The following is a 15,739-nucleotide window of genomic DNA, read 5'->3' as shown; positions in this document are numbered from 1 at the left end:
GAAATACGTTTCATGTGTCACTCCATGCCCTCAGATTGATTTTTCAGAGGGGGTGACAACTATGCTGACACTGAGGGGTGCTTTCGCCTCAGAAGCTACAACAGACGCAGGCAAAAGCATTATCAAAAAACAGGGGAACGAAAAGTGATGAAAACCGTTCTCAAATATATACTGCTTTTTAGCTACTTTACAGTTGGCTTTTTCTTCCTGGGCTTACTTATAAAAATTGTCATTGGCTTTATACATATAGGTGGTTTTTTCTTGCCATTTGAGGAGATCACTAAAAATTTCATCAAAAGTATTATTGCTGGTTCAGCTATAACAGCAGCTGCAATCATCTTTAATCTGATTGATTATTTTAAGGCCCGAAAATCTCCCCCATCCGGTCCGCAGTAAACAGCGCCCCCAGCCCTTGCAGCTGGGATTTATTACCCGCCGAACACTCCTCAGCCAGTGGCCCTTAAGGGTAACCGCCCGGTTCCTGGGTAATCCCCCCGAAAAGCCGGTGTATTTATAAGCAGAATTTTATACTCACCTGAATTCAGGGGGATTTCTATGACCCGAAAGGCAGCGAAGCTCACCGATCACGTTTTACTGACAGCCAGATCATCGCGATTCTTAAGCAGACGCAATCTGCCTTTTTCCCCGGAATTATTTGAAAATCAGAACCTCACTCAGGGCGGTGTCTGCATTACGTGGGTAGGAGCATTGTCTCTGCTGGTTTGACCGCAGGGTCTCCCCCCCGATTAGTGGGTGACTGATTTTGAAAACAGCTGGATAACAACCACGCCGCTGATAATCAGTCCGATGCCCAGAATGGCGGGTAAATCCAGCTTCTGGCGGAAAAAGAACCAGGAGATCAGTGAAACAAGGCAGATCCCGACCCCCGCCCAGACGGCATAAGCAACCCCGACATTCATCACTTTAACGACCTGAGATAACCCGATAAAAGAAATTATATAGCCACAGATCACGGCCAGCGAGGGCAGCAGACGACTGAAACCTTCAGAAGATTTGATCATTGAAGTGGCAAAGGTTTCGGCAACGATCGAAATGAAAAGAATAATCCATACTTTTAACATGACACAATCCTGTAAATGGCGTGGTGGCCGGGGGAAGTTGCCGCAGGGGCACTCTTAATCAGCCGTTATCTTCGGGCAGCGTACGACCCAGTATACAGACATTTTTCTGTTTCCCTGAAGATTACGGAAATATACCTGGGATCAGCCGGGTGAGTATGCCAGTCATCGGGCAGTGAATATTTGACCGGACAGCGGTTGTTGAGTAGAAAATGGATTTCCCGGGGGGAGGCGGTATGATCTTCAGAAGGCAGCAGTGAATCTGGTTGTGTGATATTCACGAATAAATAATCTTTTTGTGGTTATATTTATGAGCATCCGGAAAGCCGGGTAATATGACTGCTAAAGAGAGCTGACGATAAAAGTAATAATCTGTTTCAACGGCTACACTCTGAAATAATAAAACAACCTGATTAAATAATCAGGAAATTATAATGACGGGCGTTACCGTACATTCCCTTCAGCAGTTAGAAAAAATGACCGGATTGTCTGTCTTGTTACTGTCAATCAAAGGTATGCGCCGGACGTGCAGCAGTCTCAAAATATAAGGTATTTTTATGTCCCTGCTATATTCTGTATCACCGGAAGTACATTCATCACAGCTGTTACAATTTTTTATCGTCTGACAACAGGCGGCTGTATTATACTTGCCGATTATATAAAAAATACATAATTAAGTTACTCTGCCTTATGAACTTTTTGACAAAAAGTGCGTTTATTTTTTCGTTAAAAACGACACTTGCGGCTTTTCTGGCCTTTTATCTGGCACTCAGGCTGAACCTGGAAAAACCGACCTGGTCTCTTACCACCGTCTATGTGGTTTCACAGATTTACACTGCCTCTACTGTTTCAAAATCGTTTTTCAGGCTGGCCGGGACGGTACTCGGGGGGATGTTTATATTTCTGATCTACCCGGCGACCGTGATGTCCCCGGTACTGTTCAGTCTGGCGGTTTCAGCCTGGGTTGCTGTTTGTCTGTATCTGTCTTTACGGGATCGTACACCGAAAAGTTATATTTTTATGCTGGCAGGTTACAGTGCCGCGATCATGGGGTTTCCGGATGTGGCTACTCCTTCGGCGATTACTTACACTGTAATTTCCCGTATCGAAGAGGTTGCCGTTGGGATTATTATCAGCAGCCTGGTCCATGTACTGATTTTCCCGGTCAGTATGAAGTCGTTGCTGGAAAACAGTGTCAATAACTGGTATCAGCAGGGGAAAAAACTCTGTGGTTCTTTACTCAGGCAGCATTCGTCGGCCGGCTCCCCTGAGCGTGACCAGATTCTGGTTCAGATGGCTAACTATCCGCTGAGTGTGGAAGTACTGATGACCCACTGTGCCTATGAAGCCAACCAGGTTCAGCGTCTGGTAAGACTGGTATCGGCGCAATATCAGCATTTATCCTACCTGGTGCCGACACTGACCGCGATCGAAAAACGACTGAATTTACTGGCTGCTGACAATATCCGGTTGCCGGAATTTGTCCATAACAGTGTCTGCCGCTTCCTCGCCTGGCTGGATGATGCGGCCGGTGAGGACAGTGCGTCGGTAACCCGGCAACTGGCACATACGCGGAGTATGATTGAACAGCATTTCCTGGAAAACAGGATGAGTACCGAAGAAAGTCTGCTGTTTACCGGTCTGATTGATCGCTTACAAAATGTTGTCCGTATTCTGACGGCTTATCACGGCGTCGGGGTCCGCTTATCCCGGCTGAAAAAACGTCCTGAGGGTGCTGAAGCAATCCACAGGAAAAAGTATATTGATAAAGGAATGAATGCCTTGTCTGCATTCACTGCCTTTATTGCTACGTTACTGGCTTGCCTGTTCTGGATTGGCAGTGGCTGGCACAGCGGAGCAAATGCGGCAATGATCGCCGCGGTGACCTGCTCTTTCTTCGCCACCCACGACAGCCCGGTGGGTGGTATGCGTATTTTTATGAAAGGCATGGTTATCGCGATAGCCATCAGTATTTTCTATTCTTTGATGGTGCTGCCGGCAGCCGTTACTTTTGAATCAATGATTATTTGCCTGTCACCGGCACTGATATTCATGGGACTGGTGATCGCTAACCCTGCGACTAATTTTATCGGATTAATTGTTGCGACCCAGTTACCTGCATATATCGGATTGACCCATGATTTTGCACCCGATACTCTGACAACGATCAATGCAGCAATATCGACAATGGTCGGGATTATTATTTCGCTGGTTGTTACTTTAATGATACGTAATAAACGTCCCTCCTGGACTGCCAAAAGAGCTCTCAGGGCGGGGATCCGTGAATTACTACAGCTAATAATCGATATCCGTCTGCAGCAGGCCTCGCTGCTGCAACGTCAGCAGTTCATTCAGCGGATGCTGGACAGAATCAATATTATTCTGCCACGTAACAAAGCTGACCCGGCAATCAGTATGACGATAGAAAATAATCTGATTACTGAGTTGTGGCTGGGGGCTAATCTTTTTGATTTTTATGGGCGTCATTTTCAGATTATTCAGCAATACGGGATAAAAACTGAGCCTTTATTTCACGAAATTAATCTTTACCTGAAAAGGCGGTTGAAAAACATCCATGAGTTACCCGGCGGGCATTTATTACGCGAGCTTGAAAAGGTACTGTCAGTCATGGAGTTGCGGGTAAAGGAAAATAATACGCTTTATATGCCATTCTATTTTTTATTTAATATCCGGTTAGCACTGTTTCCGAGAGTACGATGGAAAATTTCTCAGGGACAAGGGTACCTGTCAGATGATATCGAATGACAGTACTTCGGAAAAAAGACATATTGAGGTAATCAAGTGAAAAAATATTTTGCGGTGCTCGGGGTATGTGGCGGATTGCTGGCTGCGCCACTGGCGGGGGCCACCGATTTAAGCTATTTATTTATGCCCGCAGCCCAGCCGGGGCCGGATCCGTCAATGCTGGTTATGATGCACGGCTACGGGGCGAATGAGCAGGATTTTAATGATTTTCCGGTGATTGTGCCGGGCAACATGCTAGTGGTTTCCTTGCGGGCACCGTTACCTGTAGCCGGTGACAGCTACCAGTGGTATCGGAATAATGTCAGTGAATCTCAGGCGGCATCTGATGTTACAGAAAGCGGCAATGCGGTGGTAAAAACTGTGCAGGCGCTACAGCATCAGTACCATATTTCACCGGCACATACGTATCTGGGGGGGTTCAGCCAGGGAGCGGTGATGACCTATGCGGTCGCTCTGACACACCCACAGTTGTTTCATGGTGCGGCAATTTTCAGTGGTCGTTTACCGGATGGGTTCAGTCCTGCTGAGGTACCGGCTGAAGCAGCGAAGCAGCTGCATGTGTTTGTTGGTCATGGTGAGGCCGATCAGCGTATTCCTCTGAAAACCGGCCAGCAGGCAGTAAAACAGCTGACAGATTTTACCCCGTCGGTGGTCTTTAAAACTTATCCGGGAATGGGGCATACGATCAGTCTTGATGAAATAAAAGATTTCAGACAGTGGTTATTCCGCCAGGAAACACCCTGATCGGTGACTATTTCCTGCCCTGTCCGGCGCATCCTTAATATTCTTCCGGGGAATATTAAGGATGATTTTCTTATATAAAATACACAGAGTAACGGCTTCTCCCCGCCGGGCGATTATGTCATTATCATGAACGTTTACATTCTGCAATAAATGACGGAGCACAGGTGAGTAAATCTTTGAAATTATTTTTCCCCGCATTATTGCTGGTGGCCGGTAGTTTACTGACGGCCTGTGATAAAACCAGCGAAGACAGTAACCATATAAGAGTCGGTGTTATTAACGGAGCAGAGCAGGATGTGGCAGAAGTCGCCAAACAGGTTGCTCTGAAAAAGTATGGCCTGCATGTTGATTTAGTCGGATTCAGTGGTTCATTATTACCAAATGATCCTACGGCTAATAAAGAGCTGGATGCAAACGTATTTCAGCACCGGCCTTTCCTGGCAGAAGATAACCAGGCGCGGGGATATCACCTGGTGGCGGTAGCTAACACCTTTGTGTTTCCGATGGCCGGATATTCACGAAAAATCCATAATGTCTCTGAACTGAAAAGCGGAGATACCATTGCTATTCCCAATGATCCGACCAACCTTGGCCGTGCATTATTGTTGTTACAGAAAGAAAAGCTGATCACTCTGCGTAGCGGCACCGGATTACTGCCGACCGCTGCGGATATTACCAGTAATCCCCTCAGACTGAATATTATGCAACTGGAAGGCGCCCAGTTACCGCGTGTTCTGGATGACCCTAAAGTCACGGTCGCTATCATCAGTACCACCTATCTCCAGCAAACCGGCCTGTCTCCGGTCAGAGATGGTATCTTTATCGAAGATAAAAACTCACCCTATGTGAATGTGATTGTGACCCGCGAAGATAATAAAGATGCACCTAATGTGAAAAAATTTATTCAGGCCTACCAGTCACCGGAAGTGGCAGCGGCGGCGAATATTATATTTAATGGCGGTGCAGTCAAAGGCTGGTAATATGTCCGGTGTTGCTGTCAGGTGACTGGCAGCAACGGGATCATGATCAACAGGTGAATAATGGCTATTGATATTACGTTCTATCGTGCTTTTTCTGCAGATATTCTGGCTGGCCGCAAGATCATCACCATTCGTGACCACAGCGAAGCGGGTTTTTTGCCGGGCCAACGGCTCAGGGCTGGGTATCAATATGATCAGCAGTATTTTGCTACCCTGCGGGTTATCCGCATTACGCCGGTGTTACAGTCACAACTGACAGGGGAACATGCCCGCCAGGAAAATATGAGCCTGCCACAGTTACACAAGGTTATCGCGACCATTTATCCGCAGACGGAACAGTTATTCGTGATTGAGTTCTGTCTGTGTGAGCCTGCAGACTGAAACACCTTCAATGCCGGTGTTCTTTCACCGGCGACGATGTGCCATATAAACCATGATAAGATCACCTTTCTCCGCGGACTGATGAACGTTTTATCGGCGAAAGGGAAATATCATCGCCTGACACCGCGTAAAAATGCCATTACTGGTGCCATATTGTTTTATATGTATATTTAACGACATAAATAACTTACCTCAGGATATATATCATCCTATCCGAAAATATAATGCACAGGAGATGCATTTTTATTTCGCAGTCTGACTTCCAGAGCAGATGATTTCATCAAATTACATTTTTTAAAAAATGTCCCCTGATATTCACGAAAACTCCTTATGCATAATCTATATCAATGCTCTATGCTAGATTTATGTCAGACTACAGAGTAATGATGATGGAACAGATATACCGGATGGCGGAGCAGTCAGAATGAATAAAAAAATAATACTTACGGTGTTATTAATGGTCGCAGTAGTATCGCTGGCGATTTTTTTCAGGGCACAAAACCAGGGGTTATTATTACAAGGAGAAGTTGATGCACCGGAAGTGATTGTTGCTTCTAAGGCAAAAGGGCGGGTTGTGCAACGGCTGGTTGAACGGGGCGATGATGTACAAGCCGGACAAGTGCTGATGAAACTGGATGCACCTGAACTGATAGCACAGTTACGGGCTGCACAGGCTGCCAGGGACCAGGCAAAAGCGCAACTTGATTTATCTCTGAGTGGTACCCGTGAAGAGAGTATTCGTAATCTGCGGGCGGCACTGGCTTCTGCTACCTCTGATTACCAGAATGCCAGGGATGAATATAACCGTCAGCAGAAAATTGCTGAAAAGGGATATATTTCGGCACAGGCCCTGGATAATGCGCGTAATGCGCGTAATACGGCATTGCAGTCAATGCAAAGTGCCCGTGCGAATCTGGATGAAGGGCTGCATGGCGATCGTCTGCAACAGCGTGATATTTATGCCGCACAGCTGGATGAAGCCGAACAACAGTTACTTGAAGTCAAAGCCCAGACCGATGATCTGGTTGTCAGGGCTCCGGTATCTGGCGAGGTCGGGCCGATACCGGCAGAAGTCGGGGAGCTGCTGAGTGCATCCAGCCCGCTGCTGACTCTGGTCCGTCTTCACCAGGCGTATTTTATTTTTAATCTGCGTGAAGATATTCTGGCTCATGTCAGGAAAGGTGACCTGATTAAACTCAGGGTACCGGCACTGAATAACCAGTTAATCGAAGCCAGAGTGCATTACATCGCACCTCTGGGGGATTTTTCGACCAAAAGTGCGACCAGGGCGACAGGAGATTTTGACCTGAAAACCTTTGAAGTGCGTTTAACGCCGGTGATGCCGGTGAAAGGATTACGACAGGGAATGAGTGCATTATGGCAGTGGCAACATTAAAACGCAGCTGGCGTTATTTCTACCGCGCATTTAATAAACAAATCCGCACTGACTCACGCAAACCAGTGATCCACTGGCTTACGTGGTGTTTTCCGTTATTACTGTTCTGGTTACTGAGCAGTAACTTTTCTGCCGGTACTTTGCTGAATCTGCCGGTCGCGGTCGTGGATAATGACCATAGTCAATTGTCCCGTGAACTGATCCGTAAACTGGATGCCGGTCCCCATGCCCGCCTCACCGAATGGCCGGGCGGATTGCCACAGGCGGAGGAAAAATTACGTACCGCAGACGATTACGGGATTTTGTATATTCCGCCTGATTTTGAAGCTGATGCCCTGGCGGGACGTCAGCCGCAAGTGGTGTTTTATTATAATGCGCTGTTTTATGCGGCCGGCCTGTATTCGACACAGGATTTTTCCGGACTAATGAGCGCTCTGAACAGTCAGTACCGGACGATTATTGCGGCTAAAATCGGTAAGCCTGTGCCCGCGCTGGCGCAGGTATCACTGACCTACCAGAGTTTGTTTAATGCCAGCGGCAGTTATATTTATTACCAGCAATTTGCGGCGACGATCCATCTGATGCAGCTGTTTGTTGTAACCTGTATGATTTATGTGCTGTCACGCAGTAAAGCACTGATCTATTCCGGTGCCTTTACCTTGTCCCTGCTGGGGAAACTGGCGCCTTACACTCTGGTGTATACGGTGGTGCTGATGGGCCAGATTGCACTACTGGTCTGGAGCTCAGATGCCACAGTGGCAGGTAATCCGTTGTATATGTTCTGTGTGGCATTCTTCTATATTATTGCCGCACAGAGCCTGGCCGTATTGCTGTTCACTTTTACACGGACCTCGATTACCGCCTATACCCTGATGGCATTAATGGTCAGTATTGCGATGACTTTTTCGGGGATTGCGGTCCCCGAATTATCGATGCCATTACCGGCACAGATTATTGCGAATCTTGAGCCTCTGACCCATGCATTATATGCCATGTTTGATTTGTTCCTCCGCCAAGTCCCGGCGAAGCCGGTTGCCTCGGTCTGTGCCCTGTTACTCGCCTATCCGTTAGTGATCAGCCTGCTGGTGAGAAAGCGGTTACCGGTCCGGTTACGTGAGCAGGAGGCGATGGTATGAGGGAATACCGGCAGACTTTTATAAAGGTGCTCAGCGGGATGCTGCAACGGCCGATGTGGGGGATGCTGCTGATCTCTCTTTGTGTTATGAGCCTGGTGTATGCTAACCGTACCGTATGGAATTTACCGGTCGCGGTGGTGGACATGGACCACAGTCCGGCCAGCCGTTTATTTATCCGTGATCTGGATGCCACCTCGAAGATTGATATGATCAACTACGCCAGCCTGGAAGGCGCAAGGCGTGATCTCGGCTGGCGCAAGGTATTTGCGGTCATTGTTATGCCGGTAGATTTAGAGAAAAAAATGCTGGCTGGCCAGAGTGTGGCTATCCCCGTATTCGGCGATGCGACCAACCGGCTGGCGAATGGCCAGATTGAGCAGGATATTATCGGGGCGTACCAGCAAATGGTCACCCATTACAACAGCGCGATTCTGATGAATAATGGTTTTACCCGGCCGGAAGCGCAGGTGCTGCTGACACCGATTCGCGCCATCACCCAGCCATTATTTAATCCCGGCATCAGTTTTGCCGCGATAGTCTTTCCGGGGCTGCTGGTGATGCTGCTGCAACACTCACTACTGATTGCCAGTGTCAGGGTCAACCTGACCATCAGCGCCAGTGGCCAACCCTCCCTGTCGGTGATCCTCGGCGCGTATTCGGCGTTGATCCCGATCTGGCTGTTTTTATCTGTGGTGTTGTTTGGCCTGTGGCCATGGGTATTAGGTTACCGGCAAACCGCGTCTATCCCGGAAATTCTACTGCTGACGTTCCCGTTTTTACTGGCGGTGATCAGCCTCGGTAACCTGCTGACTGAATGTATCCGGCGGGTGGAAATTGTCTATCTGACACTGTCATTTATTACTATGCCGGTATTTTATATTTCCGGAACCATCTGGCCGGTTCAGGCGATGCCGTGGGGGGTAAGATTTATTTCTGATCTGTTGCCTTCAACATGGGCGATAAAAGCCATTGCCGGGGTAAATCAGATGGGACTGCCATGGAAAAATGCTCTGCCTTATATCATGGTATTACTGCTGCTCTGTCTGTTGTTTAATGTTCTGGAATTTCTGATCAATATTTTTCGTAACCGCCAGCGCAGAGAGACTTTTCTGAAATACCTTGGTTATCGCGGATAAGCGGGGGGCAGTGATAAAATCCGGCGGGGAGTCTCTCCCCCGCCGTTATCGGACTCAGGTTTTTTTTCTGGCCAGCAGGTTATAACCAATCATCAGCAGATAGATTGCCACCAGCAGCGAAATAATAGTCGCAGGGGTCAGGTATTTAATCCCGTTGCCGAGAATAATCCCTACCACACCGAAGTCAGAATCTGAGAAAGTGGTATTCTCCAGTCCGACCTGACCGAGCAATGGCAATAGCATCGCCGGCAGGAAGGTAATTAATAAGCCGTTAGTAAAGGCTCCGAATACCGCGCCCCGGCGTCCGCCGGTGGAATTGCCGAAAACACCGGCGGTTGCACCGGTAAAGAAGTGCGGGACGACCCCCGGCAGGATCAGTACCCAGTTCAGCTGGCCCAGAATAACCAGTCCGGCCAGCCCGCCGGCAAAACTGGAGATAAAACCGATTAATACTGCATTAGGTGCATAAGGATAGACAATAGGGCAGTCAAGGGCTGGTTTTGCGTCAGGGACCAGCTTTTCCGAGAATCCCTGAAAGGCAGGCACAATTTCTGACAGAATCAGACGCACCCCGGCCAGAATAATATAAACGCCGGCAGCAAAGGTGATGCCCATTATCACAGAAAAGATAATGATATTCTGTCCCTGACTAAAGTTTTGCTCAACATAACTGCTGCCGGAACAAAGGCTCAGAATGATATAGACCACCATCATGGTCAGTGAGATAGAAATAGTACTGTCCCGTAAGAAACCGAGATTTTTCGGTAAGTCCATCTCTTCAGTAGACGGCGAATTTTTGCCGACCAGTCGTCCAATCAGACCTGAAAGTACGTAACCAATGGTGCCGGTATGGGCCAGTGCGACGTCATCCTCACCGGTAATTTTCCGCATAAAAGGCTGTGCCAGTGCCGGGAAAACAACCATAAACAACCCCATAATCAGTGAGCCGCAGATAACCAGCGACAGACCACTAAACCCGGTAATGCTTAAAATAACAGCCAGCATACAGGCCATATAAAATGAGACATGTCCTGACAGGTAGATATATTTAAGCCGGCTGAATCTGGCCAGGAAAATATTGGCGACCATACCAAAAGCCATAATATAGGCGGTACTTTCACCATATTTACTCATGGATAATGAAACAATGGCCTCATTATTAGGAATAACACCCTGCACATTAAATGCATGTTCAAACATTCCGCCCAGCGGTCCGAGGGTCGTCACCAGTAAGGCTGCACCACCGCTCAGTACCAGAAAACCGAGAATAGTTTTAATTGTGCCCTGGATGATCAGATCGATGCTTTTTTTCTGGGCACACAGGCCGATCAGTGCGATCAGGCCCACCAGAATAGAAGGAACTTTTAGTATATCGAGGAAAAAAGAGAGAACCGAATCCATAGTTATACCCCCCGAAGCTATACAAGTCAGATGGTCAGTGATAAATCAGCGGTGATCCCCCAGAAACAGGGTCAGTTTTTCTTCCAGTTCAGCTTTTGAAATAATACTTTTCAGTACGATGACTTTCTGACTATCGACTTTTCCGGCAATGGCTGCTGCCAGGTCCTGACCGACCACAAAAATATCGGCAAGATTATCAGAGACAGAAGCCAGGTCGATATGGCCGACATCGGCAGTGGTGCCGTTTTTTGCCAGCACAGTGTTAATATTTTTTTCCAGCATAAAACTGCTGCCGAGACCATGACCACAAACCGCAAAAATTTTCATAGTACTTCCTCTGTTTAAGTAACGTGCCCCGCAAGGTAGGGGCACTGCAAAATAAATCAGTCAGTACGGATTAATAGCGCTGAATAATTGTATCGATGGTATCCCTGTTGCCGGTAGCCAGCAGAGCAATATTCTCTTCATCATCAAGTAATTCTGCCAGGGAAGAGATAAGAGCGATATGGCTGTCAGCATCTTTGGCAGCAAGAAAGAAAATTACTTTGACCGGATCATTGTCTTCGCTGCCGAAGTTAATACCTTGCCTGATCACCAGTAGTGAGAGGCCAATACCGTTGGAACCATTTTCCGGACGGCTATGGGGCATGGCAACGCCGGGGGCCAACACATAATAAGGGCCGGTTCGCCCGTGTTCTGCGATAATCTCATCAATATATCTCTGGCTGATCACACCCTGTTTCAGTAACGGGTCAGCAGATAAGGTCACCGCCTGTTGCCAGTCAGCGACAGTGTCACAGATATGGATTCTTTCTTTGGTCAGATAGTCAGTTAACATTGCATACCCTTTTCATGATGAAAACCGCAGGGATCTGAAAAACCTCGTAAAATCAGCGTCTCACATTACATAAAGCCTGCAGACATTATTGTGATGTGTTTCACAGATTAATCAGTGGCAGAGCCAGACAGCCGCATAACCCCGCAGCTGCGAAGTTAACCGTGGCCGGCTTTGCACACATCAGCGGCTAATCAGTTCCCCTTTATATGTACTGAGTAGTGTCTGTAAATCATTAACCACAAGGGCTATTTTTTCGTTATCAGGCAATATCCGGATAATCACCAGATATTCATGCAGTAACTGCTGCAGTTTTACATAAGCCCGTTCCCGCTGAATCGCCATTTTCTGCTGAGATAAATCACTGGCTGTTTCACGGATCTGCAGGTGAAAGTCAGACAGTGTCTGCAAATAGGGAATATTTAAGGCGGTAATACGCCGGTAAATAATGATCAGATTAATCCCGAGACGGTAACGTTTTAATTTACGGCTATCAAGGGTGATCAGTAACAACAGGTCATCGTATAAGGCGCTGAGACGACTGATTTTACGTCGTTTAGGGTTAGTGGTCAGTGTCTGCAGTGAGGTAGTAAGAATATTGCGTAACAGTGCATTGGACATGGAGCTTTTACTTAAGTCCGGAATCAGCCAGATAATCAGCAGGGTCACAATGGCACCGATAATCTGTCCCAGGGCGCTATCCAGATAATGACTGAAATTGAACACTTCCGGGTTGGTAATCGGGATCAGGTTAAAAATAAACATCAGAGAAGCCGCACTGCCCAGGATTTTCCACTGTACACACAGAGAAAAGAAAAATACCAGAATACTGACTGCAATAATCAGTAATAAGAAACTCTGCTGGGTGGCAGGCAGGACAATCAGGTAATAAAAAAAGCTGACCGGCAGGATATAAATCATACCGTAGATAAAATCCATGGCGACGCGGCGCGGGTTTTCTGCCCGCATCGCCAGGGTAGCAACAATACTCGAGATAATCAGAAACCCTGTGACTGCTGTTGAGGTGGTGGTAAACCATAAACAGCAGCCGACAAAGCCGGTCAGGAAAGTACGGAAGCCGTTCACCAGAGCATGTTTTCTTTGTACCGAAGCCGCAGCATTAATCGCATAACGGCTGATTATTTCCTTCTCGATATCATGCAATGGCACTTTGGAGTGAAACCCGGTGCACAGAATACGTAATTCTTTCAGCCCTTTTATCCAGGAAGAGAGGGCATACGGGGTCTGATGTGACGCTAACTGAGGAATAAGTAAAGTAAACTGGTGGAGTTTCTGTGTCAGTGCCGGAGTGCTGTCTGGTATCTGGCTGAACAGCAGATACCAGCTGGTACTGCGTTTTTCCGGACGCTGGTGGAAATACTGCCAGGTTTCATAGGTCAGGGTACATAAATGAAACATCAGTCCGTTTATTCCCTTCAGCCGCTGCAGTAACACCGGATTATTATGGGTGGACTCCATTTTCAGTACCTGACGCATTGCATTAAACTTTTTACATTCTTCAAGCATATGCCTGAAACGCTCTTCAAATTCCTGCTCATTGGCTGCGGTAAAGCAGCAGGCCATCAGGCGAAATAATGCCATTGGACAGTCATCAATAAAGCGTTTTATTTGCGGCTTAATACTGCGGGGCATAAAGATTAAATCGGAAAATATAATACACAACAGCCCTAAAGATATTTCCAGCGAACGGTAAATTGCTATTTGCGGCGCTGCCTGAGGCGTTTGCCAGGCGGTGACCAGAATAATAAATACCGAATAGCCGGCAAGGCCGAAAGCATAAGAGATTTCCTGCTTAACAATCGTATATAGCCAGGAAAAGAAACCCGCCCACAGACAACAGGCAAACAGCATCAGTACCGGGGCACGTGACAGGCCGCAGATAATGATGACCGCCCCCAGTGAACCAATCGCGGTACCTATCAGCCGTAAAAATCCCCTGAACCTCAGTACGCCGGTCATCGGCTCTCCGCCGGAGGCGAACGCCGGAGAAGCAGCAATAATAGCGACTGTCATCATTGACCATTTTGGTGTGTCCAGCTGCAGGACAAAGCTAAGTACTAACGCCATCACCAGGGCAAAAGTCGTTTTGCAGGCAAAACGAAGCCGGAAAAGTAATGAATTATGCATTTTTTATTGAATCATTATTAAAATAATTGCAGGCAGCTAAAAAAAGCCACACCTATACAGCAGCAACCAGCGATGGTTACAAAAGAGGCGATTAAATTAACGGTGCATCAGGGACATTTCCACACAGGAATTGGGTGATGAGCCTCATCTTACGCCTTTGTGAAGGAACACAAAAGTGTGATTTACATCAAAGTAATAAAATTTATTTCGGAGTCTGGCTGTCAGGAGAGCAGTAAAGGAACGGCAGAGCGGCTGGCGATCTGCCGTCAGTTAATCAGGCGTTGCGGATCCGTTCTGCCCACTGACTGATATCTTCACCACTACCCATATCCGGCTGGATCAGGCCATTAATCATAAAGGTCGGAGATACATGAATCCCGTTCTGACGGGAATATTTGCAATGCCATTTGATCAGCTGTTGCAGTTCCGGCTTTTCAAACGGCAGCCAGATATCAACACCACTGTATTTCTCAATACGTTCGATAATCTGCCGTGGTGTGGCATCCATATTCGGCCCGCTGCAGTGGTCGGTAAACTCGAACTCTTCACGATGATCACCGACCGCTTTCAGGACTTTCAGGGCGGCACTGTTGCCCTGTGGCAGGGTAGCGGCGGCGAGGATAGCGCGGACAATCACCCCGGAAAACATATGCCATGGCTGAGACTGCAGATAAATTTTGATAGTCAGTTGATCTTCGCCCATCAGGCTGAGCAACCCGTCGAGTTTATTCAATGCCCGGACCGAAAAAGGGCAGGTCGGTTCGAGAAAAATCGCCAGTAACGCCGGGCCATGGCCCAGGGTCAGTGCTTTTTCAGAAACAGGTGTTACAGCCATGATAATCCTCATTAGTCATTGCAGACCAACAAATACCCTGAGTTCTGTATGCAGGGTATTTATCAGTACAGGAGTGATGATGTCAGAATAAAGGGCGATACCGCCGGGCGCAACTCCTGCCGGTGACGCCCGGGGCAGCCGACCGGATGATTAGCCTGCGGGATTTAACTGAGAAAAAATACCGGTCACCGGTTTCGGTACCGGATAAGCCAGGTCACCGTGTTTGCTGGTGGTAAGGCCGAGAGACAACAGTGACTCCAGCATTTTCACTGCCGCAGTCACACCATCAATAACCGGGATCCCCAGTTCACGGGTAAGTTCACTGGCCAGCCCGGCCATCCCGCCACAGCCCAGCACAATCGCCCCGCTGTTATCATATTTCATCGCCTCAATACACTGCTGACGTATTTTCTCCCCCGGCAGCGGGCTGTCCTGTTCCAGAGCCAGTACCGGCAGGTCGATAGTACGGATTGCCGCGCAATGCCCACTAAAGCCATACTGCTGTAACAGGTGGCGGGCGATAACCACTGTACGTGGCAGGGTGGTAACAATAGTGAAACGGGTGGCGACCATTGTCGCCAGATGCATTGCCGCTTCAGCAATACCTATCACCGGGCCGCTGGCCAGTTCCCTGGCCGCCAGCAGCCCCGGATCGCCGAAACAGGCAATAATGTGCCCGTCGACCCGCTGGCGCAGTCCTGCGTTCACTTGTTGCAGTACCCCGACCGCCGCAATAGCTTCATCAAAATGCCCTTCAATGGAATTGACCCCTGAATCCGGACTGACAGCCAGAATACGGGTGTCAGGAGCAGCGACCGAGCGTGCAGCGGAGGCCATATTTTCGGTCATCGACTGGCAGGTGTTAGGATTAATTAATTGTATACAATACTGACCCATAAAGA

Annotated in this window: 15 protein-coding genes; 8 read left to right on the top strand and 7 right to left on the bottom strand. The window is 48.0% G+C overall.

From position 1 onward, the window contains the following. Positions 1–147 precede the first annotated feature (147 nt). A complete protein-coding gene (locus tag JK216_RS11755; RefSeq protein WP_249213109.1) occupies positions 148–396 on the top strand; it encodes a hypothetical protein in 249 nt (82 codons plus the stop codon). A 350-nt stretch (positions 397–746) separates the two neighbouring features. Here JK216_RS11755 and JK216_RS11750 read toward each other — a convergent pair whose 3' ends face one another. Then, positions 747–1,082 carry an SMR family transporter gene (locus JK216_RS11750; RefSeq protein ID WP_212706640.1) on the bottom strand — a complete coding sequence of 112 codons (336 nt, stop codon included), beginning with the start codon at positions 1,080–1,082 and terminating at the stop codon, positions 747–749. A 687-nt stretch (positions 1,083–1,769) separates the two neighbouring features. Between JK216_RS11750 and JK216_RS11745 the strand changes: the two genes are divergently transcribed. The 7 genes from JK216_RS11745 to JK216_RS11715 all read left to right on the top strand — a co-directional run bounded on the left by JK216_RS11745 (position 1,770) and on the right by JK216_RS11715 (position 9,618). After that, the gene (locus JK216_RS11745; protein WP_212711663.1) at positions 1,770–3,845 is read left to right on the top strand and encodes an FUSC family protein; all 2,076 of its coding nucleotides are present in this window, start codon (positions 1,770–1,772) and stop codon (positions 3,843–3,845) included. Positions 3,846–3,881: 36 nt separating this feature from the next. Then, complete coding sequence (locus tag JK216_RS11740; protein WP_212710705.1) at positions 3,882–4,589, top strand: dienelactone hydrolase family protein; 708 nt, start codon at positions 3,882–3,884, stop codon at positions 4,587–4,589. A 176-nt stretch (positions 4,590–4,765) separates the two neighbouring features. Beyond that, entirely contained in the window at positions 4,766–5,569 is an 804-nt protein-coding gene (gene nlpA, locus JK216_RS11735; RefSeq protein ID WP_212706790.1) for a lipoprotein NlpA, read from the top strand. A gap of 60 nt (positions 5,570–5,629) precedes the next feature. Continuing rightward, complete coding sequence (gene yqfB, locus JK216_RS11730; RefSeq protein ID WP_212711662.1) at positions 5,630–5,950, top strand: N(4)-acetylcytidine aminohydrolase; 321 nt, start codon at positions 5,630–5,632, stop codon at positions 5,948–5,950. A 424-nt stretch (positions 5,951–6,374) separates the two neighbouring features. Further along, positions 6,375–7,346 (top strand): efflux RND transporter periplasmic adaptor subunit, encoded by a 972-nt coding sequence (locus JK216_RS11725; protein ID WP_212710706.1) that lies wholly within the window; start codon positions 6,375–6,377, stop codon positions 7,344–7,346. Beyond that, entirely contained in the window at positions 7,328–8,482 is a 1,155-nt protein-coding gene (locus JK216_RS11720) for an ABC transporter permease (RefSeq protein ID WP_212706635.1), read from the top strand. Before JK216_RS11725 ends, JK216_RS11720 begins: the two co-directional genes overlap by 19 nt. After that, positions 8,479–9,618, top strand: a complete 1,140-nt coding sequence (locus JK216_RS11715; protein WP_212706634.1) for an ABC transporter permease — start codon at positions 8,479–8,481, stop codon at positions 9,616–9,618. The genes JK216_RS11720 and JK216_RS11715 overlap by 4 nt, the downstream gene beginning before the upstream one ends. 54 nt (positions 9,619–9,672) lie before the next feature. Here JK216_RS11715 and JK216_RS11710 read toward each other — a convergent pair whose 3' ends face one another. The 6 genes from JK216_RS11710 to JK216_RS11685 form a co-directional block, all read right to left on the bottom strand. Further along, the gene (locus tag JK216_RS11710; protein WP_212706633.1) at positions 9,673–11,019 is read right to left on the bottom strand and encodes a PTS ascorbate transporter subunit IIC; all 1,347 of its coding nucleotides are present in this window, start codon (positions 11,017–11,019) and stop codon (positions 9,673–9,675) included. Positions 11,020–11,064: 45 nt separating this feature from the next. Continuing rightward, positions 11,065–11,346, bottom strand: coding sequence for a PTS sugar transporter subunit IIB (locus JK216_RS11705; RefSeq protein ID WP_212706632.1), 282 nt, complete (start codon positions 11,344–11,346; stop codon positions 11,065–11,067). A gap of 70 nt (positions 11,347–11,416) precedes the next feature. Further along, positions 11,417–11,857 carry a PTS sugar transporter subunit IIA gene (locus tag JK216_RS11700; protein WP_212706631.1) on the bottom strand — a complete coding sequence of 147 codons (441 nt, stop codon included), beginning with the start codon at positions 11,855–11,857 and terminating at the stop codon, positions 11,417–11,419. 180 nt (positions 11,858–12,037) lie between these two features. Further along, positions 12,038–14,002, bottom strand: coding sequence for an FUSC family protein (locus tag JK216_RS11695; protein WP_212706630.1), 1,965 nt, complete (start codon positions 14,000–14,002; stop codon positions 12,038–12,040). Between the two features lie 274 nt (positions 14,003–14,276). Then, positions 14,277–14,840, bottom strand: a complete 564-nt coding sequence (locus JK216_RS11690) for a thioredoxin (protein WP_343876831.1) — start codon at positions 14,838–14,840, stop codon at positions 14,277–14,279. A 147-nt stretch (positions 14,841–14,987) separates the two neighbouring features. Beyond that, the gene (locus JK216_RS11685) at positions 14,988–15,734 is read right to left on the bottom strand and encodes an aspartate/glutamate racemase family protein (RefSeq protein ID WP_212710708.1); all 747 of its coding nucleotides are present in this window, start codon (positions 15,732–15,734) and stop codon (positions 14,988–14,990) included. Positions 15,735–15,739 lie beyond the last annotated feature (5 nt).

Origin of the sequence: Tatumella sp. JGM94 (assembly GCF_018257595.1) — a bacterium.
GTDB lineage: Bacteria > Pseudomonadota > Gammaproteobacteria > Enterobacterales > Enterobacteriaceae > Tatumella > Tatumella punctata.
This window is presented reverse-complemented; position numbering and strand designations above follow the sequence as displayed.

Excerpts from the sequence above, each read along its gene's own strand:
- JK216_RS11755 (WP_249213109.1), top strand. The coding sequence starts at position 148 with ATGAAAACCGTTCTCAAATATATACTGCTTTTTAGCTACTTTACAGTT.
- JK216_RS11750 (WP_212706640.1), bottom strand. The coding sequence starts at position 1,082 with ATGTTAAAAGTATGGATTATTCTTTTCATTTCGATCGTTGCCGAAACC.
- JK216_RS11745 (WP_212711663.1), top strand. The coding sequence starts at position 1,770 with ATGAACTTTTTGACAAAAAGTGCGTTTATTTTTTCGTTAAAAACGACA.
- yqfB (WP_212711662.1), top strand. The coding sequence starts at position 5,630 with ATGGCTATTGATATTACGTTCTATCGTGCTTTTTCTGCAGATATTCTG.
- JK216_RS11725 (WP_212710706.1), top strand. The coding sequence starts at position 6,375 with ATGAATAAAAAAATAATACTTACGGTGTTATTAATGGTCGCAGTAGTA.
- JK216_RS11720 (WP_212706635.1), top strand. The coding sequence starts at position 7,328 with ATGGCAGTGGCAACATTAAAACGCAGCTGGCGTTATTTCTACCGCGCA.
- JK216_RS11715 (WP_212706634.1), top strand. The coding sequence starts at position 8,479 with ATGAGGGAATACCGGCAGACTTTTATAAAGGTGCTCAGCGGGATGCTG.
- JK216_RS11710 (WP_212706633.1), bottom strand. The coding sequence starts at position 11,019 with ATGGATTCGGTTCTCTCTTTTTTCCTCGATATACTAAAAGTTCCTTCT.
- JK216_RS11705 (WP_212706632.1), bottom strand. The coding sequence starts at position 11,346 with ATGAAAATTTTTGCGGTTTGTGGTCATGGTCTCGGCAGCAGTTTTATG.
- JK216_RS11700 (WP_212706631.1), bottom strand. The coding sequence starts at position 11,857 with ATGTTAACTGACTATCTGACCAAAGAAAGAATCCATATCTGTGACACT.
- JK216_RS11695 (WP_212706630.1), bottom strand. The coding sequence starts at position 14,002 with ATGCATAATTCATTACTTTTCCGGCTTCGTTTTGCCTGCAAAACGACT.
- JK216_RS11685 (WP_212710708.1), bottom strand. The coding sequence starts at position 15,734 with ATGGGTCAGTATTGTATACAATTAATTAATCCTAACACCTGCCAGTCG.